Annotated in this window: 21 protein-coding genes; 14 read left to right on the forward strand and 7 right to left on the reverse strand. The window is 59.6% G+C overall.

Annotation, left to right across the window (positions count from 1 at the left end; all coding sequences use genetic code 11):
* Positions 1-45: 45 nt before the first annotated feature.
* Both J5M73_RS16160 and J5M73_RS16165 read right to left on the reverse strand, forming a co-directional pair.
* Positions 46-1,263, reverse strand: coding sequence for an argininosuccinate synthase (locus J5M73_RS16160; protein WP_102860485.1), 1,218 nt, complete (start codon positions 1,261-1,263; stop codon positions 46-48).
* 129 nt (positions 1,264-1,392) lie between these two features.
* On the reverse strand, positions 1,393-2,307 hold the full coding sequence (locus J5M73_RS16165; protein ID WP_102860484.1) for an OmpA family protein: 915 nt from the start codon (positions 2,305-2,307) through the stop codon (positions 1,393-1,395).
* Between the two features lie 157 nt (positions 2,308-2,464).
* Between J5M73_RS16165 and pyrC the strand changes: the two genes are divergently transcribed.
* The gene (gene pyrC, locus J5M73_RS16170) at positions 2,465-3,511 is read left to right on the forward strand and encodes a dihydroorotase (protein ID WP_102860483.1); all 1,047 of its coding nucleotides are present in this window, start codon (positions 2,465-2,467) and stop codon (positions 3,509-3,511) included.
* Positions 3,508-4,179: a ribonuclease T gene (gene rnt / locus J5M73_RS16175; RefSeq protein WP_102860482.1), complete on the forward strand. Its 672-nt coding sequence runs from the start codon at positions 3,508-3,510 to the stop codon at positions 4,177-4,179. The genes pyrC and rnt overlap by 4 nt, the downstream gene beginning before the upstream one ends.
* A gap of 77 nt (positions 4,180-4,256) precedes the next feature.
* Here rnt and J5M73_RS16180 read toward each other — a convergent pair whose 3' ends face one another.
* Positions 4,257-4,859 carry a peroxiredoxin gene (locus tag J5M73_RS16180; protein ID WP_007922432.1) on the reverse strand — a complete coding sequence of 201 codons (603 nt, stop codon included), beginning with the start codon at positions 4,857-4,859 and terminating at the stop codon, positions 4,257-4,259.
* Between the two features lie 322 nt (positions 4,860-5,181).
* On the opposite strand from J5M73_RS16180, the gene J5M73_RS16185 reads away from it, so the two are divergent.
* Both J5M73_RS16185 and bfr read left to right on the forward strand, forming a co-directional pair.
* Entirely contained in the window at positions 5,182-5,400 is a 219-nt protein-coding gene (locus J5M73_RS16185) for a bacterioferritin-associated ferredoxin (protein ID WP_102860481.1), read from the forward strand.
* 212 nt (positions 5,401-5,612) lie between these two features.
* Positions 5,613-6,086: a bacterioferritin gene (gene bfr / locus J5M73_RS16190; RefSeq protein ID WP_025129649.1), complete on the forward strand. Its 474-nt coding sequence runs from the start codon at positions 5,613-5,615 to the stop codon at positions 6,084-6,086.
* An 81-nt stretch (positions 6,087-6,167) separates the two neighbouring features.
* Here the strand turns inward: bfr and grxD are convergent, their stop codons facing one another.
* Both grxD and J5M73_RS16200 read right to left on the reverse strand, forming a co-directional pair.
* Positions 6,168-6,506 carry a Grx4 family monothiol glutaredoxin gene (grxD, locus tag J5M73_RS16195; protein WP_115580789.1) on the reverse strand — a complete coding sequence of 113 codons (339 nt, stop codon included), beginning with the start codon at positions 6,504-6,506 and terminating at the stop codon, positions 6,168-6,170.
* A gap of 96 nt (positions 6,507-6,602) precedes the next feature.
* Positions 6,603-8,711: a molybdopterin oxidoreductase family protein gene (locus J5M73_RS16200; protein WP_207166461.1), complete on the reverse strand. Its 2,109-nt coding sequence runs from the start codon at positions 8,709-8,711 to the stop codon at positions 6,603-6,605.
* A gap of 689 nt (positions 8,712-9,400) precedes the next feature.
* Between J5M73_RS16200 and argF the strand changes: the two genes are divergently transcribed.
* Both argF and J5M73_RS16210 read left to right on the forward strand, forming a co-directional pair.
* The gene (argF, locus tag J5M73_RS16205) at positions 9,401-10,321 is read left to right on the forward strand and encodes an ornithine carbamoyltransferase (RefSeq protein ID WP_102860479.1); all 921 of its coding nucleotides are present in this window, start codon (positions 9,401-9,403) and stop codon (positions 10,319-10,321) included.
* Positions 10,318-11,427: an ABC transporter ATP-binding protein gene (locus J5M73_RS16210; protein WP_102860478.1), complete on the forward strand. Its 1,110-nt coding sequence runs from the start codon at positions 10,318-10,320 to the stop codon at positions 11,425-11,427. The genes argF and J5M73_RS16210 overlap by 4 nt, the downstream gene beginning before the upstream one ends.
* An 82-nt stretch (positions 11,428-11,509) precedes the next feature.
* On the opposite strand, the gene J5M73_RS16215 is transcribed toward J5M73_RS16210, so the two are convergent.
* The gene (locus tag J5M73_RS16215) at positions 11,510-12,292 is read right to left on the reverse strand and encodes a PhzF family phenazine biosynthesis protein (protein ID WP_102860477.1); all 783 of its coding nucleotides are present in this window, start codon (positions 12,290-12,292) and stop codon (positions 11,510-11,512) included.
* Positions 12,293-12,412: 120 nt separating this feature from the next.
* A complete protein-coding gene (gene ybaK / locus J5M73_RS16220) occupies positions 12,413-12,883 on the reverse strand; it encodes a Cys-tRNA(Pro) deacylase (protein WP_102860476.1) in 471 nt (156 codons plus the stop codon).
* A gap of 370 nt (positions 12,884-13,253) precedes the next feature.
* Here ybaK and J5M73_RS16225 point away from each other — a divergent pair, with 370 nt between their 5' ends.
* From J5M73_RS16225 to J5M73_RS16260, 8 genes are all read left to right on the forward strand, one after another.
* On the forward strand, positions 13,254-14,102 hold the full coding sequence (locus J5M73_RS16225) for an MIP/aquaporin family protein (RefSeq protein ID WP_102860475.1): 849 nt from the start codon (positions 13,254-13,256) through the stop codon (positions 14,100-14,102).
* A 76-nt stretch (positions 14,103-14,178) separates the two neighbouring features.
* Entirely contained in the window at positions 14,179-15,684 is a 1,506-nt protein-coding gene (gene glpK, locus J5M73_RS16230; RefSeq protein ID WP_102860474.1) for a glycerol kinase GlpK, read from the forward strand.
* A gap of 95 nt (positions 15,685-15,779) precedes the next feature.
* Positions 15,780-16,535 (forward strand): DeoR/GlpR family transcriptional regulator, encoded by a 756-nt coding sequence (locus J5M73_RS16235; RefSeq protein WP_011063123.1) that lies wholly within the window; start codon positions 15,780-15,782, stop codon positions 16,533-16,535.
* Between the two features lie 279 nt (positions 16,536-16,814).
* Positions 16,815-18,353 (forward strand): glycerol-3-phosphate dehydrogenase, encoded by a 1,539-nt coding sequence (glpD, locus tag J5M73_RS16240; RefSeq protein WP_110594910.1) that lies wholly within the window; start codon positions 16,815-16,817, stop codon positions 18,351-18,353.
* Between the two features lie 363 nt (positions 18,354-18,716).
* Positions 18,717-19,631, forward strand: coding sequence for a glutamate/aspartate ABC transporter substrate-binding protein (locus J5M73_RS16245; RefSeq protein WP_102860472.1), 915 nt, complete (start codon positions 18,717-18,719; stop codon positions 19,629-19,631).
* A gap of 191 nt (positions 19,632-19,822) precedes the next feature.
* Positions 19,823-20,569 (forward strand): amino acid ABC transporter permease, encoded by a 747-nt coding sequence (locus J5M73_RS16250; protein WP_102860471.1) that lies wholly within the window; start codon positions 19,823-19,825, stop codon positions 20,567-20,569.
* Positions 20,569-21,240, forward strand: a complete 672-nt coding sequence (locus tag J5M73_RS16255; RefSeq protein WP_025129635.1) for an ABC transporter permease subunit — start codon at positions 20,569-20,571, stop codon at positions 21,238-21,240. Before J5M73_RS16250 ends, J5M73_RS16255 begins: the two co-directional genes overlap by 1 nt.
* Positions 21,237-21,971 (forward strand): amino acid ABC transporter ATP-binding protein, encoded by a 735-nt coding sequence (locus J5M73_RS16260; protein ID WP_102860470.1) that lies wholly within the window; start codon positions 21,237-21,239, stop codon positions 21,969-21,971. Before J5M73_RS16255 ends, J5M73_RS16260 begins: the two co-directional genes overlap by 4 nt.
* The last annotated feature ends 42 nt before the right edge of the window (positions 21,972-22,013 follow it).

The raw sequence follows: 22,013 nt of genomic DNA on the forward strand, positions 1-22,013 counted from the left end.
AAAAAAACCCCGCTTATCGCGGGGTTCTTTTAGCAACTCAAGGTATCAGACCAGAGTCCGGCCCTTGTTTGCAGCGATGCGCATGCGCAATGCGTTGAGCTTGATAAAGCCTGCTGCGTCCGCCTGGTTGTAAGCACCACCGTCTTCTTCGAAGGTGGCGATGTTGGCGTCGAACAGCGACTCATCGGACTTGCGGCCGGTAACGATCACGTTGCCCTTGTACAGCTTCAGGCGCACTACACCGTTCACGTGGACCTGGGAGGCGTCGATCATCTGTTGCAGCATCAGACGCTCAGGGCTCCACCAGTAGCCGGTGTAGATCAGGCTGGCGTACTTGGGCATCAACTCGTCTTTGAGGTGAGCCACTTCGCGGTCCAGGGTAATGGACTCGATGGCGCGGTGGGCGCGCAGCATGATGGTGCCACCCGGGGTCTCGTAGCAGCCACGGGACTTCATGCCCACGTAACGGTTCTCGACGATGTCCAGACGACCGATACCGTGTTCACCACCGATGCGGTTCAGGGTCGCCAGCACGGTAGCCGGAGTCATTTCCACGCCGTCGATGGCGACGATGTCACCGTTGCGGTAGGTCAGCTCCAGGTATTGCGGGGTGTCAGGAGCCTTCTCCGGGGAGACGGTCCAGCGCCACATGTCTTCTTCGTGCTCGGTCCAGGTGTCTTCCAGCACGCCGCCTTCATAGGAAATGTGCAGCAGGTTGGCATCCATCGAGTACGGCGACTTCTTCTTGCCGTGACGCTCGATCGGGATACCGTGCTTCTCGGCGTAGTCCATCAGTTTCTCGCGGGACAGCAGGTCCCACTCACGCCAAGGAGCGATCACTTTGACCCCTGGCTTGAGGGCATAGGCGCCCAGCTCGAAACGCACCTGATCGTTGCCCTTGCCGGTGGCGCCATGGGAAATGGCATCCGCGCCAGTCTCGTTGGCGATTTCGATCAAACGCTTGGCGATCAACGGACGAGCGATGGAAGTACCCAGCAGGTACTCGCCTTCGTAGACGGTGTTGGCGCGGAACATCGGGAAAACGAAATCACGCACGAACTCTTCGCGCAGATCGTCGATGTAGATCTCTTTGACGCCCATGGCTTGCGCCTTGGCGCGGGCCGGCTCGACCTCTTCGCCTTGGCCCAGGTCAGCAGTGAAAGTCACTACTTCACAGTTGTAAGTATCCTGCAGCCACTTGAGGATCACCGAAGTGTCCAGGCCGCCCGAATACGCCAGAACGACCTTGTTTACGTCCGCCATGCCATCACTCCACGGGGTTGTACGGAAAGCCGTCGAGTCTACCGATCCACGAGGATAATTTACAGAGGCGCGACAGCTTATGACGACCAAGCGACAGATTATGTCGAGCGCGCGACGACGACAGCCGTATCAGGAAGTCGCCGCAGCGCTGGAACCGGAGGTGGCCTGAGGCGCCGGAGCCGGTTTTTCGGTGGGGGCGACCCGTTCCAGATGCACATTGACCCGGCGATTCTTCGCTCGGTTGGCAGGATTGGTGTTGGGAGCCAGGGGATAACGCTCACCATGGAAGCGCACCACAATCTGATTTTCCGCCAAACCGTTGGCCTTGAAGAACTCCATCACCGCCAAGGCCCGGCGGCGGGACAGGTCGCGATTGGTCAAGCGATTGCCGCTATTGTCAGAGTGGCCATCCAGTTCGACGTGATTGACCGTCGGATCGGCCTTGATGAAATCCACCATCACCTGCAACTTCGCCTTGGCCCGAGCATCGAGTTCGATACCGCCGCCCGGGAACCCGATCTCGCCCTGTTTCACCTGTTCGTAGTTCATCGGCAGCAGTTTGGTCATGCAGCTTTGATAGTCGCTGTAGGCCTTGCTGAATTTCACCGGAAGCAGGCGCACCTCGGAAACCCCACCCTCGCGGGAAAAATGCCGGACCACCGGACTACGCCCTTCCAGCAAACCGATGATCAGGCGACCGGCCTGCATCTGATTGCTGTTGTACAGCACCCCATCCGTGCCGGCCTTGACCGCCCCGAGGTTGATGTCGCCACGCCCCGGCTGCCAGGGCGCCGCGGCCGCAAGCAGCGTCGCCGAGCCACCTGCCTGCATCGGGTTGAAACTCTTGAGGCGAAAAATCGCCTGCTCACCGGCGCGGCGAACGAATTCGCCGGAACCGAAATCGGTGACGGGCTGGATCAAGCGGCACTCGAATTTGTCACCTTCGACCGTCCACTCAATGCTCTCCAGACGGGTCTGGAAAGTGAGAGCCATCGCGGGCAGGCTGGCAAACACACTGAGCAAGGCTAGATAACGCTGGCGCACGGGAGGCTCCACTGACGTGTACAACAGAAAAATCGACAGGCGTTAATACGCCATACCTTCGGGATATCGGTTGCTCGTCGCAAAACTTGATAGCGAGTGCCTGGAAGAGTCTTTTCCGGTAGCATTCCCCCCGAGTTTTACCCGCCTGGAACCTCCAATGTCCGACCGCCTGACCCTGCTGCGTCCCGACGACTGGCATATTCATCTTCGCGATGGTGCCGTGTTGCCCAATACAGTCGCAGATGTCGCGCGCACCTTTGGCCGCGCCATCATCATGCCCAACCTGGTACCTCCGGTGCGTAACGCCGTGGAAGCCGACGCCTATCGCCAGCGTATTCTAGCTGCGCGCCCGGCCGGCAGCCGCTTCGAGCCGCTGATGGTGCTCTACCTGACCGACCGCACCCAGCCGGACGAGATCCACGCAGCCAAGGCCAGCGGTTTCGTGCACGCCGCCAAGCTGTACCCGGCCGGCGCGACCACCAACTCGGACTCGGGCGTGACCAGCATCGACAAGATCTTCCCGGTGCTCGAAGCGATGGCCGAAGTTGGCCTGCCGCTGCTGATTCACGGTGAAGTGACCCGCGGCGACGTCGACGTCTTCGACCGCGAGAAAATCTTCATCGACGAGCATATGCGTCGCGTGGTCGAGCGCTTCCCCAGTCTGAAAGTGGTGTTCGAACACATCACCACCGGCGAAGCCGTGCAGTTCGTCAAGGAGGCTTCGGCCAACGTCGGCGCCACCATCACCGCGCACCACCTGCTGTACAACCGCAACCACATGCTGGTGGGCGGTATTCGCCCGCACTTCTATTGCCTGCCGATTCTCAAGCGCAACACCCACCAGGAAGCTCTGCTGGATGCGGCCACCAGTGGCAGCGAGAAGTTCTTCCTCGGCACCGACTCGGCGCCTCATGCCCAGCACGCCAAGGAAGCCGCTTGCGGTTGCGCCGGCTGCTACAGCGCCTATGCCGCGATCGAGCTGTATGCTGAAGCGTTCGAACAGCGCAATGCCCTGGACAAACTGGAAGCCTTTGCCAGCCTCAACGGCCCGCGCTTCTACGGTCTACCGACCAACACCGATCGCATCACCCTGGTTCGTGAAGAATGGACCGCCCCCGCCAGCCTGCCGTTCGGTGAGCTGACTGTCATTCCGCTGCGCGCCGGTGAAAAACTGCGCTGGCGCCTGCTGGAGGATCACTCGTGAGTGACGACCATTTCGACGACGAACAAGAAGGTAACGGCGGCGGCCCTCGACACCCGATGGCAGCTCGTTTTCGCGGTTACCTGCCGGTAGTCGTCGACGTTGAAACCGGCGGCTTCAACTCGGCCACCGACGCCCTGCTGGAGATTGCCGCCACCACTATCGGCATGGATGAAAAAGGCTTCGTGTTCCCGGAACACACCTATTTCTTCCGGGTCGAGCCTTTTGAAGGCGCGAACATCGAAGCCGCGGCCCTGGAGTTCACCGGGATCAAGCTTGACCACCCGCTGCGCATGGCCGTCAGCGAGGAAACTGCACTGACCGATATTTTCCGTGGGGTGCGCAAGGCGCTGAAAGCCAATGGCTGCAAACGCGCCATCCTGGTGGGCCACAACAGCAGTTTCGACCTGGGCTTCCTCAACGCCGCTGTGGCGCGCCTGGATATGAAGCGCAACCCGTTCCACCCGTTCTCCAGCTTCGACACCGCCACCCTGGCTGGCCTGGCTTATGGACAGACCGTTTTGGCCAAGGCCTGTCAGAGTGCGGATATCGACTTCGACGGTCGCGAGGCTCACTCGGCCCGCTACGACACCGAGAAGACTGCCGAGCTGTTCTGCGGCATCGTCAACCGCTGGAAACAAATGGGCGGCTGGCAGGATTTCGACGACTGATCAATTCTTCGTCGGGTTGAATTACCTGCATAAAAAAACCGGCCCTGAGGCCGGTTTTTTTATGCGTGACGCCTGGCTTACAGCTTGCCAGCGTTCTCGCTCAGGTAAGCAGCAACGCCTTCTGGCGAAGCGGTCATGCCTTTGTCACCTTTTTTCCAGTTGGCAGGGCAAACTTCGCCGTGCTCTTCGTGGAATTGCAGAGCGTCAACCAGACGGATCAGCTCTTCCATGTTACGGCCCAGTGGCAGGTCGTTGACGATCTGCGAACGAACAACGCCTTTGTCGTCGATCAGGAACGCGCCACGGAAAGCCACGCCGCCTTCGGACTCAACGTCGTAGGCCTTGGCGATGTCGTGCTTCATGTCAGCCGCCATGATGTATTGAACCTGACCGATGCCGCCGGCATTGATCGGGGTATTACGCCAGGCGTTGTGGGTGAAGTGCGAGTCGATCGAAACAGCGATCACTTCCACGTTGCGTGCCTTGAAGTCAGCCATGCGGTGGTCCAGGGCGATCAGCTCGGACGGGCAAACGAAGGTGAAGTCCAGTGGATAGAAGAACACCAGGCCGTATTTGCCTTTGATGGCCGAGGACAGGGTGAAGCTGTCAACGATTTCGCCATTGCCGAGAACGGCCGGTACGGTGAAGTCAGGGGCTTGTTTGCCTACGAGTACGCTCATTGGATATCTCCTGGTGTGGACGTAGTAATGAAGAAGGGGATTGGCCTTGAGTCTGCCACGCGGATGCGACAGCTCCTTGACCTGACCCCGCTTCGCAAGGACCGGCCATCATACACCGCGTCTTTGAGCTGTCCTCAACGGTTTTTCATCAGCCCGGCTCACAAAGCGAAAAATGCGAATCATCTGTCACTATCGCGAACAAAACCGTTCGTCACCCTGGTAGGAAACTGCAACAAAGGTCGCCGAAACCACTTTGACAATCATTCTCGTTAACATTAAGATCCATCGCAATTGAGCCCTAACCAGCGACGGTTCTCATCCTATGTATGTCTGCCTCTGCACCGGTGTCACCGACGGACAAATTCGCGAAGCCATCTATGAAGGTTGCTGCAGCTACCGCGATGTGCGTCAGGCAACCGGCGTCGCCAGCCAATGTGGTAAATGCGCATGCCTGGCCAAGCAAGTGGTCCGCGAGACCCTGACCGAACTGCAGAGCAGCCAGGCAGCAATTCCCTATCCAGTGGAATTTAATGTCGCCTGATTTCTCGGATAAATAGCACTGTTTTAAACAACCGGACCTAGCGTCCGGTTTTTTTATGCCTGTAATTCAATCGCTTAGGGTCAAAACGCGGAACACAAACATTCTTATTCCGATTAATTTTCATATATTATTCAATAACTTAGGTTTGACAGTAATGTTTGCGCGGCTCAGACTCTGTCCTTATTCCACTAATTAAAGGGCAGGACCCCATCATGAAAGGCGACATTACAGTCATCCAGCATCTCAATAAAATCCTTGCCAATGAACTGGTCGCGATCAATCAGTACTTCTTGCATGCACGCATGTATGAAGATTGGGGCCTGAACAAGCTGGGCAAGCACGAGTACCACGAGTCCATCGACGAGATGAAGCATGCGGACAAGCTAATCAAGCGCATTCTCTTCCTCGAAGGCCTGCCGAACGTTCAGGACCTGGGCAAGCTGCACATCGGCGAACACACCAAGGAAATGCTCGAGTGCGACCTGCGTATCGAACGCACTGGCCATGCAGACCTCAAGGCAGCCATCGCCCATTGTGAGTCGGTGAGCGACTTCGGCAGCCGTGAACTGCTGGAAGATATTCTTGAATCCGAAGAAGAACACATCGACTGGCTGGAAACCCAATTGGGCCTGATCGATAAAGTCGGCATCGAGAACTATCTGCAATCGCAAATGGGTGACGAGTAACTTAACTCGTAATACTCAAGCAATAAAAAGCCCCGCCCTCGAAAGAGAGGCGGGGCTTTTTATTACGCGGATATATTCGCGTCAGGCTTCAGTCTTGGCCGCGGCTTTTTCGGCTGCGTCCTTGATCAGAGCCTGCAATTCACCGTTGGCAAACATCTCAGCCATGATGTCACTACCACCGACCAGCTCACCTGCCACCCACAGCTGTGGGAAGGTCGGCCAGTTGGCGTACTTGGGCAGGTTGGCGCGAATTTCCGGGTTCTGCAGGATGTCCACATAAGCGAACTTCTCACCACAGCCCATTACGGCCTGGGCGGCTTTCGCGGAGAAGCCACACTGCGGGGCATTCGGCGAGCCTTTCATGTAAAGCAGAATGGTGTTGTTGGCAATCTGCTCTTTAATAGTTTCGATGATATCCATGGAACACCTCGGCTGAACTTTCCGACGCTGTTGTCGGCACGGTGGCGCATTGTAACGGAAACCTGAGCGCCCTGCTCGGCCTCTCCGACAGACATCTCAGGCCGCTTCCACCTTGACTGGCACCCCGTTCAACGCCGCATTCCCAGACAACGCATCAAGCTGACGTTCATCGGTCAGGTCATTGGCGCTGCAACCGGGCTGCTCCATGGCAATGTTCAGTTGCACCCCTGGGCGCCCATGCCCCCAACCATGGGGCAAGCTCACCACCCCCGGCATCATTTCAGTGCTGGCCAGCACCTCTACCTCCACCGCACCGACCCGAGAGCTGATTCGCACCCGCTGACCGTCATTCAGCCCGCGACTGGCCAGGTCATCCGGGTGCATCAGCAACTGGTGACGGGGCTTGCCCTTCACCAGGCGGTGATAGTTGTGCATCCACGAGTTGTTACTGCGTACATGGCGACGGCCAATCAGCAGCAACTCATCCAACGGCGGCACGCTCAAGGCGGCAAATCGCGCCAGATCCGCCATGATCGGCGCTGGCGCCGCCTGAATCCGCCGATTCTCGGTTTTCAAGCGGGCCGCCAGATTCGGCTGCAGCGCCCCCAGATCAATACCGTGGGGATACTGGTCCAGTGTTGCCAAGGACAGTTTGAGCGGCGATGCATCGCCGTAGGCACCGGCTCGCAAACCCATGTCAATCATCTGCGCAGGGGGGATGGTCGGCTTCAGCGGTTGTTCGGTTTTCGCGGCAAACGCTTTGGCTAGGCCGACAAAGATCTCCCAGTCGTGCAGCGCACCCGCAGGCTTGGGCAGGATCGCCCGGTTGAAGCGACTGACATTGCGTACTGCAAGAAGATTGAACGTGGTGTCGTAGTGATCGTTCTCCAGAGCCGAGGTGGACGGCAGGATCAAGTCGGCATAACGGGTCGTTTCATTGATGTACAAGTCGATGCTGAGCATGAACTCCAACCCGTCCAGTGCCTGCTCCAACTGCCGGCCATTGGGTGTGGACAACACCGGGTTGCCTGCCACGGTGATCAATGCCCGAACCTGTCCCTCGCCCTCAGTGAGCATCTCTTCGGCCAGGGCCGATACAGGCAGCTCGCCGCCATACTCCGGAAGCCCGGAAACCCGACTCTGCCAAAGGTTGAAGTGCCCCCCCGATGTCGCCGCTACCAGATCCACCGCCGGCTCGGTACACAGGGCCCCACCTACCCGGTCAAGGTTGCCGGTGATCAGATTGAGCAGTTGCAGCAACCAATGGCACAACGTACCGAAGGCTTGGGTCGAAACCCCCATGCGTCCATAACAGACCGCTCGCTCCGCCGAGGCGAACTCCCGGGCCAACTGCCGAATCTGCGGCGCCGCAATCGCACACAGCGGGCTCATGGCCTCTGCGGTGAAGCGGGAAATCGCCTGGCGCACCTCTGCCAATCCATCGACTTGCAGATGACTGTCGCGAATCGGCCCTTCCTCAAAAATCGTGTTCAACAGGCCAAACAGCAAGGCCACATCGCCTCCAGGACGGACGAACAGATGCTGATCGGCCATGGCCGCCGTTTCACTGCGCCGAGGATCGATCACCACCACCTTGCCACCACGAGCCTGGATTGCCCTCAAACGCTTTTCCACGTCCGGCACCGTCATGATGCTGCCGTTGGACGCCAAGGGATTGCCGCCGAGGATCAGCATGAAGTCGGTGTGGTCGATGTCCGGAATCGGCAGCAGCAGACCGTGGCCGTACATCAGGTAGCTGGTCAGGTGCTGGGGCAACTGGTCGACCGACGTGGCCGAGAAACGGTTACGGGTCTTGAGCTGGCCAAGGAAGTAGTTGCTGTGGGTCATCAGCCCGTAGTTGTGAACGCTGGGGTTGCCCTGATAGACCGCCACCGCATTATTGCCATGATGCTGCTGGATGCTCGCCAGCCTTTCGGCTACCAGGGCGAAAGCCTCGTCCCACTCGATCGGCTGCCATTCATTGCCCACGCGCCGCACCGGCTGACGCAGACGATCGGGGTCATTCTGAATATCCTGCAGGGCCACAGCCTTGGGGCAGATGTGGCCGCGACTGAAGCTGTCCTGAGCGTCTCCCTTGATCGAGGTAATGCGCGGAGCGCCACCCTCTTCCTCGGTGACTTCCAGGGTCAGGCCGCAGATCGCTTCGCACAAGTGGCAGGCACGGTGATGGAGAGTCTTGGTCATGGCCAGTCTCTATTGTTTGAAGGCAACCCATAGGGGGCCGCTGGAAGCAAAAACTATGGCGGCTGACCGCTGCTGACACCAGCGACGTTCGTCCCATGAATTCAGGGCCATCAGCCCCAGCCATGATCAGAGCTGTCAGTTCGGGGCAAGCGCGGCAGGCCATCGGCAGCAATTGAGCAGCAATTCAAAAAAAGGGCTGTCACTGAGGCGGTCATGTCAGTGAGCGTCCGGGCCATGCCCCAAAAGCGCCATCAGTTGCTGCTCCTTGGATTCCATCGCGCATCTATCCCGGCCGCAGATTCGCCTGGGTATCCGCAGTACTTTGCATTAGGAAATGTTTCAGACTGACACCCTCTCGGCATGCCCATGGCAGCGACCTCGGCCCACAGGTCAGAAAACGACTGCAAGCGAACAGCCGGCGCCCCGCTGGATTGCCAAGGCGCGCCAGGGCAGTGTACAAATGCCCGGCTGCTGTCTGGAAACTGGTCTCAAAAGCGTCAGCGCAATCGCGTCCTGACCTCTCATGCCCGTAATCGCCGTAGCACTATTGGTAAGACGCGACATTTAATTATAAGATCGCGCCTTCCCCTATTTCGTCGCCCCGTGCGGCTTTCGCCGCAGGTCCAGCCCGTTGTTCGATTAAACAAGGCTTTGAGAATCTGCGGTCCGTTGCAAAAAGGTAGTTAATGATGAGCGCAAGGCACTTTCTCTCCCTGATGGATTGCACGCCCGAAGAGCTGGTCAGTGTGATTCGTCGAGGCATCGAGCTGAAGGACCTGCGTAACCGCGGCGTACTCTTCGAGCCCTTGAAAAATCGTGTGCTCGGCATGATTTTCGAGAAGTCGTCGACCCGTACCCGACTGTCTTTCGAAGCCGGCATGATCCAACTGGGCGGCCAGGCCATCTTCCTTTCGCCACGGGATACCCAACTGGGACGCGGCGAGCCCATCGGCGACTGCGCCATCGTCATGTCGCGCATGCTCGACGCAGTGATGATCCGTACCTTTGCCCATAGCACCCTGACCGAATTTGCGGCCAACTCCCGGGTACCGGTGATCAACGGCCTGTCCGATGACCTGCACCCCTGCCAACTGTTGGCGGACATGCAGACGTTCCTTGAACATCGCGGCTCGATCCAAGGCAAGACCGTGGCCTGGATCGGCGATGGCAACAACATGTGCAACAGCTATATAGAAGCGGCCATGCAGTTCGATTTCCAACTGCGCGTCGCTTGCCCTGAAGGCTACGAGCCCAACCCGGAGTTTGTCGCTCTGGCCGGCGATCGCGTGACCATCGTCCGCGATCCTCGCGAAGCGGTGACCGGCGCCCACCTGGTGAGCACCGACGTCTGGACCTCCATGGGCCAGGAAGAGGAAACCGCCAAGCGCCTCAAGCTGTTCGCGCCATTCCAGGTAAACCGCGCCCTGCTCGACCTGGCCGCGCCGGACGTACTGTTCATGCATTGCCTGCCCGCCCACCGCGGCGAGGAAATCAGCCTCGACCTGCTGGACGACCCACGTTCGGTGGCTTGGGACCAGGCGGAAAACCGTCTCCATGCGCAAAAGGCCCTGCTCGAGTTTCTTGTCGAGCCGGCGTACCACCACGCATGAGCCAGCCATTACTGCTCAACCTGCGCAATCTGGCATGCGGCTATCAGGACCAACGGGTGGTGCAGAACCTCAATCTGCACCTCAATGCCGGTGATATCGGTTGCCTGCTGGGTTCATCCGGCTGCGGCAAGACCACCACCCTGCGGGCCATCGCCGGATTCGAGCCCGTACACGAGGGCGAGATCCAGTTGGCCGGCGAAACCATCTCCAGCGCCGGCTTCACCCTGGCGCCGGAGAAACGCCGGATCGGCATGGTGTTCCAGGACTACGCCCTGTTCCCACATCTGTGTGTGGCGGACAACATTGCCTTCGGCATTCGCAAGCACCCACAGAAAGACCGTGTGGTCGCTGAATTGCTGGAACTGGTCAACCTGAAGAACCTCGGTCAGCGCTTCCCCCACGAACTGTCTGGCGGCCAACAGCAACGGGTGGCTCTGGCCCGCGCCCTGGCACCGGAACCCCAACTGCTGCTGCTGGACGAGCCCTTCTCCAATCTCGATGGCGAATTGCGCCGCAAGCTCAGCCATGAGGTGCGCGACATCCTCAAGGCTCGGGGTACCAGTGCCATCCTGGTCACCCACGACCAGGAAGAAGCCTTTGCCGTGAGCGATCAGGTCGGGGTGTTCAAGGAAGGCCGCCTGGAACAGTGGGATACCCCCTACAACCTCTATCACGAGCCGCAGACGCCCTTTGTCGCCAGTTTCATTGGCCAGGGCTACTTCATTCGCGGCCAGTTGAGCAGCCCGGAATCGGTGCAGACCGAACTGGGTGTGCTGCAGGGCAACCGCGCCTACACCTGGCCGTCCGGTGGAGCGGTGGACGTACTGCTGCGCCCCGACGATATCGTCTATGCGCCGGACAGCGCTCTGAAAGCGCGGATCGTCGGCAAGACCTTTCTCGGTGCCTCGACCCTGTATCGCCTGCAACTGCCAACCGGCAGCCTGCTGGAGTCGATCTTCCCCAGCCATGCCGATCATCAGGTTGGAGCGGATGTGGGGATTCGGGTCGCCGCAGAACACCTGGTGCTGTTCCAGGCCTCGGGCAGCACCGCCGCGCAGATTCCACACAGTGAATCAGGGGTACGCCGCTACAGCAGCGCGCACTGATAACGCTTCCCCTGGCCATCCGGCCCCTACAAGATCGCAACGAACTGTAGGAGCCGGCTTGACGGCGATACACCCGGCACAGTCATTCCAGGTGCAAATGTCCGCTGGCAATCAGCCGCGCATGGCCACCGATCTTCACCCGCTCTCCCTCCAACCGACAGAACAAGGCTCCACCTCGCGCCGAACACTGATAAGCGCTCAACTGCTGTTTATCCAATTGCCGTGCCCAGTAAGGCGTCAGGCAGCAATGGGTCGAACCGGTCACCGGGTCCTCGTCGATGCCAATGGCCGGGGCAAAATACCGCGAGACAAAGTCATGCCGGTCTCCACGCGCCGTGACAATCACTCCAGGCCAGGGCAGCTTCGCCAACGCAGCCATATCCGGCTGGCAATCGCGCACCGCCTGCTCCGACTCCAGCACCGCCAACAGCTCATTGGCGCCCAGCAGCTCGATGACTCGGGCACCCAGTATCTGCGCCACGTCTTCCAGCCCAGCCTGGCTGCTGGGGCTGCGCAAAGGGAAATCAAGCCATAGCAGCCCGTCTTCGCGGGTGACACTCAAGGGCCCGGAACGGCTCTGAAAATCGATACGTTGCGTCGGCTCGTCGTAGACCTCGAACAACACATAAGCACTGGCCAGGGTGGCATGCCCGCACAGAGGTACTTCAGTGGTCGGAGTAAACCAGCGGATTCGCCAGCCTTGCGCCTCGCGCACCACAAAAGCGGTTTCCGCCAGGTTGTGCTCGGCGGCGATCTGCTGCATCAGCGCCTCGTCAAGCCACGCATCAAGCCGGTAAACCATGGCCGGATTGCCGGCGAAGGGGCGATCACTGAAGGCATCGATCTGTTGGAACTCAAGCGGCATAACTGTGCTCCTTGGATAGTCGGCCGCCAGCATGAGGCCCGGAACAAGGAACCCGACAGACACAGAAGGGAAGATTTTCCGGCATACAGCAGCAGCCCGGGCCGCTGCCGACGCCTGGGCTCAAGAGCGACCGATGTCGGCGAACTTCGCCTGGGTGTGCTCGGCCAGCACGGCCGCCGCCAACTCCACCTCCAGGCCACGGCGACCGGCACTGACGAAAATACTGGCCAACGGCTGGGCACTGTTGTCGATAAAGGTCCGCAGTCGTTTTTTCTGCCCCAGCGGACTGATGCCCCCCAGCAGATAACCAGTGGCACGTTGGGCAGCAGCCGGATCAGCCATCTCAGCCTTCTTCACCCCCGCAGCATGGGCCAGGGCCTTCAGGTCAAGACTTCCGACGACCGGCACCACCGCCACCAGCAATTCGCCCTTTTCACTGCTGGCCAGCAGGGTCTTGAACACTTGCGCCGGATCGAGATTGAGCTTCTCCGCCGCCTCCAGGCCGTAGGACGCTGCCTTGGGGTCATGTTCGTAACTGTGAATGCGATGTTCGGCGCGAACTTTTTTCAGCAGGTCCAGTGCAGGGGTCATGGCAGCTCCAAGGGGGACGAAAAGGCAAAACCGAGCGGCTGAATTTTAGGTCATTCATCAACAAAAGGCTCTATTCCAAGCCTTGATAACGCACCCTGAGAGCTGCCAGCACAACGTTCTCTGTCACTCCCGAGACTGCCACCCAGGATCATTCATCTGATTGATATCTATAAAATGACCAATCGTTCACTTTCGACCTTTGACAGCGGTGTTTCTTGTCTATATTTTTTCGTTTCTGAATATCCTGCGGTAGATCCAAGGTTGCACCCAGTAGCAAGACGGGGCCGGAATGGGGATTCCGTCTTCGTTGGAAGTCGCGCTCCATGCCTTTTGCAGCAGCGCCAGACAACAACAAAAATCGAGGTTCACAATGACAACTGCTCTGCAACAACCGTCGCTATCGGGCCAATGCATGGCCGAGTTCCTGGGTACTGCGCTATTGATCTTCTTCGGCACCGGCTGTGTCGCCGCCCTCAAGGTCGCGGGCGCCAGCTTCGGTCTGTGGGAAATCAGCATCATCTGGGGGATCGGCGTGAGCATGGCGATCTACCTGACTGCCGGGGTCTCCGGCGCGCACCTGAATCCGGCCGTGAGTATCGCTCTGTGGCTGTTCGCCGACTTTGATAAACGCAAACTGCCCTTCTATATCCTGGCCCAGGTCGCCGGCGCCTTCTGCGCGGCGCTGTTGGTTTACACGCTGTACAGCAACCTATTCTTCGATTTCGAACAATCCCACCAAATGATCCGTGGCTCCCAGGCCAGCCTGGAACTGGCCTCGGTGTTCTCCACCTTCCCCAACCCGGCACTGTCCACTGCCCAGGCGTTCCTGGTGGAAGTGGTGATCACAGCGATTCTCATGGGCGTGATCATGTCCCTGACCGATGACAACAACGGCCTGCCTCGCGGCCCGATGGCGCCGCTGCTGATCGGCCTGCTGATTGCCGTGATCGGCAGCGCAATGGGTCCCCTGACCGGCTTCGCCATGAACCCGGCACGGGACTTCGGCCCTAAACTGATGACGTTCATGACTGGCTGGGGTGAAATCTCCTTCACCGGCGGCCGTGACATTCCGTATTTCCTGGTACCGATCTTTGCCCCGATCCTGGGGGCCTGCCTCGGTGCTGCGGCCTATCGCGGGCTGATTGCCCGGCATCTGCCCAGCGCTGTTGCTGCCTCCGAGGCCGAACCGGCCATAGAGGGCAAAGTCAAAGTTTCTTGATTCTCGCGGCGCGTGATCCTGCCCAAATCGATCACGCGCCTGTTCTCACTCCCTTATTTCGTCCAAGGCAATCGACATGACCGACATTCAGAATAAGAACTACATCATTGCCCTTGATCAGGGTACGACCAGCTCCCGGGCGATCATTTTCGACCGCGATGCCAACGTGGTCTGCACTGCCCAGCGTGAATTCGCCCAGCATTACCCTCAGGCCGGCTGGGTCGAACATGACCCGATGGAAATCTTCGCCACCCAGAGCGCGGTGATGGTGGAGGCCCTGGCACAGGCCGGCCTGCATCACGATCAGGTAGCTGCCATTGGCATCACCAACCAGCGTGAAACCACAGTGGTCTGGGACAAGACCACCGGCCGCCCGATCTACAACGCCATCGTCTGGCAGTGCCGCCGCAGCACCGAGATCTGCCAGCAGCTCAAGCGCGACGGCCTGGAAGACTACATCCGCGACACCACCGGCCTGGTCACCGACCCCTACTTCTCCGGCACCAAGCTCAAGTGGATCCTCGACAATGTCGAAGGCAGCCGTGAGCGCGCCCGTAGCGGCGAACTGCTGTTCGGCACCATCGACAGCTGGCTGATCTGGAAATTCACTGGCGGCAAGACCCACGTCACCGACTACACCAACGCCTCGCGCACCATGCTCTTCAACATCCACACTCTGGAGTGGGACGCGAAGATGCTGGAAGTGCTGGACATCCCGCGGGAGATGCTCCCGGAGGTGAAGTCCTCGTCGGAAATCTACGGCCGTACCAAGAGTGGCATCGCCATCGGCGGTATCGCCGGCGACCAGCAAGCCGCGCTGTTTGGCCAGATGTGCGTCGAACCGGGCCAGGCCAAGAACACCTACGGTACGGGTTGCTTCTTGCTGATGAACACCGGCGACAAGGCGGTGAAGTCCCAGCACGGCATGCTCACCACCATCGCCTGTGGCCCCCGCGGCGAAGTGGCCTATGCCCTGGAAGGCGCAGTGTTCAACGGCGGCTCCACTGTGCAGTGGCTGCGTGATGAACTGAAAATCATCAACGACGCCCATGACACCGAATACTTCGCCGGCAAGGTCAAGGACAGCAACGGCGTGTACCTGGTACCCGCCTTTACCGGCCTGGGCGCTCCCTACTGGGACCCCTACGCCCGCGGCGCGCTGTTTGGCCTGACCCGTGGCGTACGCGTGGACCACATCATCCGCGCCGCCCTGGAGTCCATTGCCTATCAGACCCGCGACGTGCTCGACGCCATGCAGCAGGATTCCGGCGAACGCCTGAAAGCCCTGCGGGTTGACGGCGGCGCAGTGGCCAACAACTTCCTCATGCAATTCCAGGCGGACATTCTCGGCACTCAGGTGGAGCGCCCGCAAATGCGCGAAACCACAGCCTTGGGCGCGGCCTACCTGGCGGGCCTGGCCTGCGGTTTCTGGGGCAGCCTGGAAGAGCTGCGAGGCAAAGCGGTGATCGAGCGCGAGTTCGAACCACAGCTGGCGCAAGAGGAAAAAGAAGGCCTGTATGCAGGCTGGAAGAAAGCGGTGAGCCGCACCCGCGACTGGGAACCCCACGACGAGGCCAAATAAGCCAAGCCGTGGATTGGTAACCGCTTGTAACTGGTCGGGAGGGGATTCCTGCGGCATCATGGGCAAATTTTGCACGGCAGCCCAAAGGAAGCCCCATGAATCTGCCTCCCCGTCAGCAACAAATCCTCGATCTGGTCCGCGAACGCGGGTACGTCAGCATCGAGGAATTGGCCCAGCTGTTCGTTGTTACCCCGCAAACCATCCGCCGCGACATCAACCAGCTGGCGGAAGCCAATCTGCTGCGCCGCTATCACGGCGGCGCAGCCTATGATTCCAGCGTCGAAAACACCGCCTACGCCATGCGCGCCGACCAGATGCGCGACGAAAAGCAACGCATCGGTGAAGCCGTTGCCGCGCAGATCCCCGATCACGCCTCGTTGTTCATCAACATCGGCACCACCACCGAGTCCATCGCCCGCGCCCTGCTCAACCACAGCCACCTGAAGATCATCACCAACAACCTGCACGTGGCCTCGATGCTCAGCGCCAAGGACGATTTCGATGTGCTGCTCACTGGCGGCAATGTGCGCCGTGACGGCGGCGTGGTCGGCCAGGCCAGCGTCGACTTCATCAATCAGTTCAAAGTGGATTTCGCCCTGGTGGGCATCAGCGGTATCGACGAAGACGGTAGCCTGCTGGACTTCGACTATCAGGAAGTACGGGTATCCCAGGCGATCATCGCCAACGCCCGACAAGTGATCCTCGCCGCCGACTCCAGCAAGTTCGGGCGCAATGCCATGATCCGCCTGGGGCCCATCAGCCTGATCGACTGCCTGGTCACCGACCAGCAACCGGTACCGGCCCTGACCCAACTGCTCAACCAGCACAAGATCCGCCTCGAAGTGGTCTGACCCCCTCCTCCCCCTCCCGGATCCGGCTGTGTCCGAACGCCGCCCAGCAAGGGCTGCATCGTTTTCGGAATCGACACGGCCGATCACTCGCACACAGTCAAAGCCCGCGGCAGCGACTACAGTTACCCCTCGTTAATGTTCGTAAACTTTCCTTTCAGGGCATTTCGATCAGTTTTTTCAATCGAAACTTGCTGGATACGCCCTTCTTTATGCGCTAGTATTTTCGAAAATGAACATTAATGTTCGAATTCAAATATCAAAGCAACACGAGGCCTGTCGATGCCCACTTCTACCTTGCCCGCGCGCCCTCTCTCCGAGGTTTACGATATCGCCGTCATCGGCGGTGGGATCAATGGTGTTGGAATTGCCGCGGATGCGGCAGGTCGCGGCTTGTCCGTGTTCCTTTGCGAAAAAGACGATCTGGCCAGCCACACCTCGTCGGCCAGCAGCAAGCTGATCCACGGCGGCCTGCGCTACCTCGAACATTACGAGTTCCGCCTGGTGCGCGAAGCCCTGGCCGAACGTGAAGTGCTGCTGGCCAAGGCCCCGCACATCGTCAAGCCCATGCGCTTTGTCCTGCCGCACCGGCCGCACCTGCGCCCGGCCTGGATGATTCGTGCCGGCCTGTTCCTGTATGACCACCTGGGCAAGCGCGAAAAACTCGCCGGCTCGCGCAGCCTGAAGTTCGGCGCCGACAGCGCCCTGAAGGCCGAGATCACCAAAGGCTTCGAATACTCCGATTGCTGGGTCGACGATGCCCGCCTGGTGGTGCTCAATGCCATGGCCGCTCGGGAGCACGGCGCCCACGTGCATACCCAGACCCGTTGCGTCAGCGCCCGGCGCAGCAAGGGCCTGTGGCAGCTGGAACTGGAGCGTGCCGACGGCAGCCTGTTCTCAATCAGCGCCAAAGCCCTGGTGAACGCAGCCGGCCCCTGGGTCGCCAAGTTCATCAAGGATGACCTGAAACTGGAGTCGCCTTACGGCATCCGCCTGATCCAGGGCAGCCACCTGATCGTGCCCAAGCTGTACGAAGGCGAGCACGCACACATTCTGCAGAACGAAGACCAGCGCATCGTCTTCACCATTCCCTACCTCGATCAGTTCACCCTGATCGGCACCACCGACCGTGAATACACCGGTGATCCGGCCAAGGTAGCGATTACCGAAGCGGAAACCGATTACCTGCTGCAAGTGGTCAATGCGCACTTCAAGAAGCAACTGAGCCGCAGCGACATCCAGCACAGCTACTCCGGGGTTCGCCCACTGTGCAACGACGAATCCGACAACCCTTCGGCGGTGACTCGCGACTACACCCTGGCCCTTTCCGGCACTGGCGAGGAAGCTCCGCTGCTCTCGGTGTTCGGCGGCAAGCTGACCACCTATCGCAAGCTGGCGGAATCGGCCATGGCGCAACTGGCGCCTTACTTCAAGCAGGCCAAGCCCAGCTGGACTGCCACAGCCACCCTGCCCGGCGGCGAGAACATGAGCACGCCACAGGCCCTGGCAGAAGCCATCCGCAAGAAATTCGACTGGGTGCCCAGCCAGATCGCCCAGCGCTGGGCCAGCACCTATGGCAGCCGCACCTGGCGCCTGCTGGAGGGCGTACACAGCCTCAGCGACCTGGGCGAGCACCTGGGTGGCGGCCTCTATACGCGTGAAGTGGATTATCTGTGCGCGGAAGAATGGGCGCTGAAAGCCCAGGACATCCTCTGGCGCCGGAGCAAACTCGGCCTGTTCACCACCGTGGCGCAACAGCAGCAACTGGAAGACTACTTGCAGAAGGTCGAGCACAACCGCGGCAAGATCAAGGCCGCCTGAGCAGCCAAGACAGACAAAGCCCCTGCTGCCTAAGGTTCAGGGGCTTTTTTGTGGGCGACGCATTGAACGTTTCGCCAGCACGCCGACTCCTACGAGTGCCGGATGCACATTCGGTTTTCCGAACGCAGCACCGAAAATGATTCGGATAACCGGATAATCCGCAGCTAAAACCTTCGCAACAAATATTTAATAGCCTTTAAAATCAAGACGTTATCCATGAACAATGGGTCTGGCACGACTCATGCTCTACACTGTGCGACGAATGCCTGTCGTGCCAACACAACAGGAGCCGTCAAGGCATTCGCTGTATAAAAGAGCCGTCGAACTGGCTTCATAAAAAAAACAAATGTCGAGGAAATATTGATGCGCATCGTTCCCCATCTGTTGGGCGCAGCTATCGCTGCCGCTCTGATTAGCACTCCAGTTTTCGCAGCCGAACTCACCGGCACACTGAAGAAAATCAAAGAATCCGGCACCATCACCCTCGGACATCGCGACGCTTCCATTCCGTTTTCCTACATCGCTGACGCTTCCGGCGTGCCAGTGGGCTACTCCCACGACATCCAGCTGAAAATCGTCGAAGCGATCAAGAAAGACCTCGACATGCCTGACCTCAAGGTCAAGTACAACCTGGTGACCTCCCAGACCCGTATCCCACTGGTGCAGAACGGCACCGTCGACGTCGAGTGTGGTTCCACCACCAACAACGTGGAACGTCAGCAACAGGTCGACTTCTCCGTCGGCATCTTCGAAATCGGTACCCGTCTGCTGTCCAAAAAGGACTCGACCTACAAAGATTTCGCTGACCTCAAAGGCAAGAACGTGGTGACCACCGCTGGCACCACTTCCGAGCGCATCCTCAAGGCGATGAACGCCGACAAGCAGATGGGCATGAACGTGATCTCCGCCAAGGACCACGGTGAGTCGTTCCAGATGCTGGAATCGGGCCGCGCCGTGGCCTTCATGATGGACGACGCACTGTTGGCCGGTGAAATGGCCAAGGCCAAGAAGCCTGCCGACTGGGCCGTGACCGGTACTCCTCAGTCCTACGAAATCTACGGCTGCATGGTGCGCAAGGGCGATGCCCCGTTCAAGAAAGCCGTGGATGACGCCATCGTCGCCACCTACAAGTCGGGCGAAATCAACAAGATCTACGACAAATGGTTCCAATCGCCGATTCCGCCAAAAGGCCTGAACCTGATGTTCCCGATGAGCGACGAGCTCAAGGCCCTGATCGCCAACCCGACCGACAAAGCGGCTGACGACAAGAAGTCCTGATTCCTGACTAACCTTATCTCCTGAAGGGGCGCCGCCCCTTCGGGAGTCTGTCACTACCTGCTGGCATTTTTTGGAAACACTCGAACCGGTGGTTGTCGAGCCGCTCGTGTGTGCCTGATCGTCATGATCAGGCGGGAACGGACGTCCCCAGGCGGGTGCTTGTACATCGAACGATCTGAGGGGTAACCCTAATGAATTACAACTGGGACTGGGGCGTATTCTTCAAGTCCACCGGTGTGGGCAGCGAGACCTATCTCGACTGGTTCATCAGCGGTTTGGGCTGGACCATCGCCATCGCCGTGGTGGCCTGGATCATCGCGCTGCTGCTGGGGTCGATCCTGGGCGTCATGCGCACCATACCGAACCGTCTGGTGTCGGGCATTGCCACGGTCTACGTGGAGATTTTCCGTAACGTGCCGCTGCTGGTGCAGCTGTTCATCTGGTACTTCCTGGTGCCGGATCTGCTGCCGGCCAACCTCCAGGAGTGGTACAAGCAGGACCTCAACCCGACCACCTCGGCCTACCTGAGCGTTGTCGTGTGCCTGGGCCTGTTCACCGCCGCACGGGTTTGCGAGCAGGTGCGTACCGGCATCCAGGCGCTGCCACGTGGCCAGGAATCCGCCGCTCGCGCCATGGGCTTCTCGCTGCCGCAGATCTACTGGAACGTGCTGCTGCCCCAGGCCTACCGGATCATCATTCCGCCGCTCACCTCGGAATTCCTCAACGTCTTCAAGAACTCCTCCGTGGCGTCGCTGATCGGCTTGATGGAACTGCTGGCCCAGACCAAGCAGACCGCCGAGTTCTCGGCCAACCTGTTCGAAGCCTTCACCCTGGCTACCCTGATCTACTTCACCTTGAACATGAGCCTGATGCTGCTGATGCGCCTGGTCGAGAAAAAAGTATCGGTCCCCGGCCTGATCTCCGTGGGAGGTAAATAATGGAATTCGACTTCTCGGGCATCATCCCGGCCATTCCCGGCCTGTGGAACGGCATGCTGATGACCCTCAAGCTGATGGTCATGGGCGTGGTGGGCGGGATCATCCTCGGCACCTTGCTGGCACTGATGCGCTTGTCCCACAACAAGCTGCTGTCGAACCTGGCCGGTGCCTACGTCAACTACTTCCGCTCGATTCCGCTGCTGCTGGTGATCACCTGGTTCTACCTTGCGGTGCCGTTCGTGCTGCGCTGGATCACCGGCGAAGACACCCCGATCGGTGCGTTCACCTCCTGCATCGTGGCCTTCATGATGTTCGAAGCGGCGTACTTCTGCGAAATCGTCCGTGCCGGCGTGCAGTCCATTCCCAAGGGCCAGATGGGCGCTGCCCAGGCACTGGGCATGAGCTACGGCCAGACCATGCGCCTGATCATCCTGCCTCAGGCGTTCCGCAAGATGACTCCGCTGCTGCTGCAGCAGAGCATCATCCTGTTCCAGGACACCTCCCTGGTGTACACCGTGGGCCTGGTGGACTTCCTCAACGCCTCGCGTTCCAGCGGCGACATCATCGGCCGCTCCAATGAATTCCTGATCGTTGCCGGTCTGGTGTATTTCACAATCAGCTTTGCCGCCTCGCTGCTGGTCAAGCGTCTGCAAAAAAGGTTCGCCGTATGATCTCTATCAAGAACATCAACAAGTGGTATGGGGACTTCCAGGTGCTGACTGATTGCAGCACCGAGGTCAAGAAAGGCGAAGTGGTGGTGGTCTGCGGGCCGTCCGGCTCGGGCAAATCCACCCTAATCAAATGCGTCAACGCCCTGGAACCCTTCCAGAAGGGCGACATCGTGGTCGATGGCACCTCCATCGCCGACCCGAAGACCAACCTGCCGAAACTGCGTTCTCGGGTGGGCATGGTGTTCCAGCATTTCGAGCTGTTCCCGCACCTGACCATCACCGAGAACCTGACCATCGCGCAGATCAAGGTCCTGGGCCGCAGCAAGGAAGAGGCCACCAAGAAAGGCCTGCAACTGCTGGATCGCGTCGGCCTCTCCGCCCATGCCCACAAGCACCCGGGCCAGTTGTCCGGGGGCCAGCAACAGCGTGTGGCCATCGCCCGCGCCCTGGCCATGGACCCGATCGTCATGCTGTTTGACGAACCTACGTCGGCCCTGGACCCGGAAATGGTCAACGAGGTGCTGGACGTGATGGTGCAACTGGCCCAGGAAGGCATGACCATGATGTGCGTGACCCACGAAATGGGCTTTGCCCGCAAAGTGGCGAACCGGGTGATCTTCATGGACAAGGGCCAGATCATCGAAGACTGCCAGAAAGAGGAATTCTTCGGTGACATCAGCGCCCGCTCCGAACGTGCCCAGCACTTCCTCGAGAAGATCCTGCAGCACTAAACCTGTGCTTCTGTAGGAGCCGGCTGGCCGGCGAAGGGGACG

The sequence above is a fragment of the Pseudomonas sp. 50_B genome, from assembly GCF_017491625.1.
Classification (GTDB): Bacteria; Pseudomonadota; Gammaproteobacteria; order Pseudomonadales; family Pseudomonadaceae; genus Aquipseudomonas; species Aquipseudomonas danubii.

What these genes read in the sequence shown, in the direction of transcription:
- glpD (WP_110594910.1), top strand. Translation starts at nt 16,815, where the DNA reads ATGCCCACTTCTACCTTGCCCGCGCGCCCTCTCTCCGAGGTTTACGAT.
- pyrC (WP_102860483.1), top strand. Translation starts at nt 2,465, where the DNA reads ATGTCCGACCGCCTGACCCTGCTGCGTCCCGACGACTGGCATATTCAT.
- J5M73_RS16185 (WP_102860481.1), top strand. Translation starts at nt 5,182, where the DNA reads ATGTATGTCTGCCTCTGCACCGGTGTCACCGACGGACAAATTCGCGAA.
- J5M73_RS16160 (WP_102860485.1), bottom strand. Translation starts at nt 1,263, where the DNA reads ATGGCGGACGTAAACAAGGTCGTTCTGGCGTATTCGGGCGGCCTGGAC.
- J5M73_RS16250 (WP_102860471.1), top strand. Translation starts at nt 19,823, where the DNA reads ATGAATTACAACTGGGACTGGGGCGTATTCTTCAAGTCCACCGGTGTG.
- glpK (WP_102860474.1), top strand. Translation starts at nt 14,179, where the DNA reads ATGACCGACATTCAGAATAAGAACTACATCATTGCCCTTGATCAGGGT.
- J5M73_RS16235 (WP_011063123.1), top strand. Translation starts at nt 15,780, where the DNA reads ATGAATCTGCCTCCCCGTCAGCAACAAATCCTCGATCTGGTCCGCGAA.
- J5M73_RS16180 (WP_007922432.1), bottom strand. Translation starts at nt 4,859, where the DNA reads ATGAGCGTACTCGTAGGCAAACAAGCCCCTGACTTCACCGTACCGGCC.
- J5M73_RS16255 (WP_025129635.1), top strand. Translation starts at nt 20,569, where the DNA reads ATGGAATTCGACTTCTCGGGCATCATCCCGGCCATTCCCGGCCTGTGG.
- J5M73_RS16215 (WP_102860477.1), bottom strand. Translation starts at nt 12,292, where the DNA reads ATGCCGCTTGAGTTCCAACAGATCGATGCCTTCAGTGATCGCCCCTTC.
- bfr (WP_025129649.1), top strand. Translation starts at nt 5,613, where the DNA reads ATGAAAGGCGACATTACAGTCATCCAGCATCTCAATAAAATCCTTGCC.
- argF (WP_102860479.1), top strand. Translation starts at nt 9,401, where the DNA reads ATGAGCGCAAGGCACTTTCTCTCCCTGATGGATTGCACGCCCGAAGAG.
- J5M73_RS16245 (WP_102860472.1), top strand. Translation starts at nt 18,717, where the DNA reads ATGCGCATCGTTCCCCATCTGTTGGGCGCAGCTATCGCTGCCGCTCTG.
- J5M73_RS16225 (WP_102860475.1), top strand. Translation starts at nt 13,254, where the DNA reads ATGACAACTGCTCTGCAACAACCGTCGCTATCGGGCCAATGCATGGCC.
- grxD (WP_115580789.1), bottom strand. Translation starts at nt 6,506, where the DNA reads ATGGATATCATCGAAACTATTAAAGAGCAGATTGCCAACAACACCATT.
- J5M73_RS16210 (WP_102860478.1), top strand. Translation starts at nt 10,318, where the DNA reads ATGAGCCAGCCATTACTGCTCAACCTGCGCAATCTGGCATGCGGCTAT.
- J5M73_RS16260 (WP_102860470.1), top strand. Translation starts at nt 21,237, where the DNA reads ATGATCTCTATCAAGAACATCAACAAGTGGTATGGGGACTTCCAGGTG.
- J5M73_RS16200 (WP_207166461.1), bottom strand. Translation starts at nt 8,711, where the DNA reads ATGACCAAGACTCTCCATCACCGTGCCTGCCACTTGTGCGAAGCGATC.
- ybaK (WP_102860476.1), bottom strand. Translation starts at nt 12,883, where the DNA reads ATGACCCCTGCACTGGACCTGCTGAAAAAAGTTCGCGCCGAACATCGC.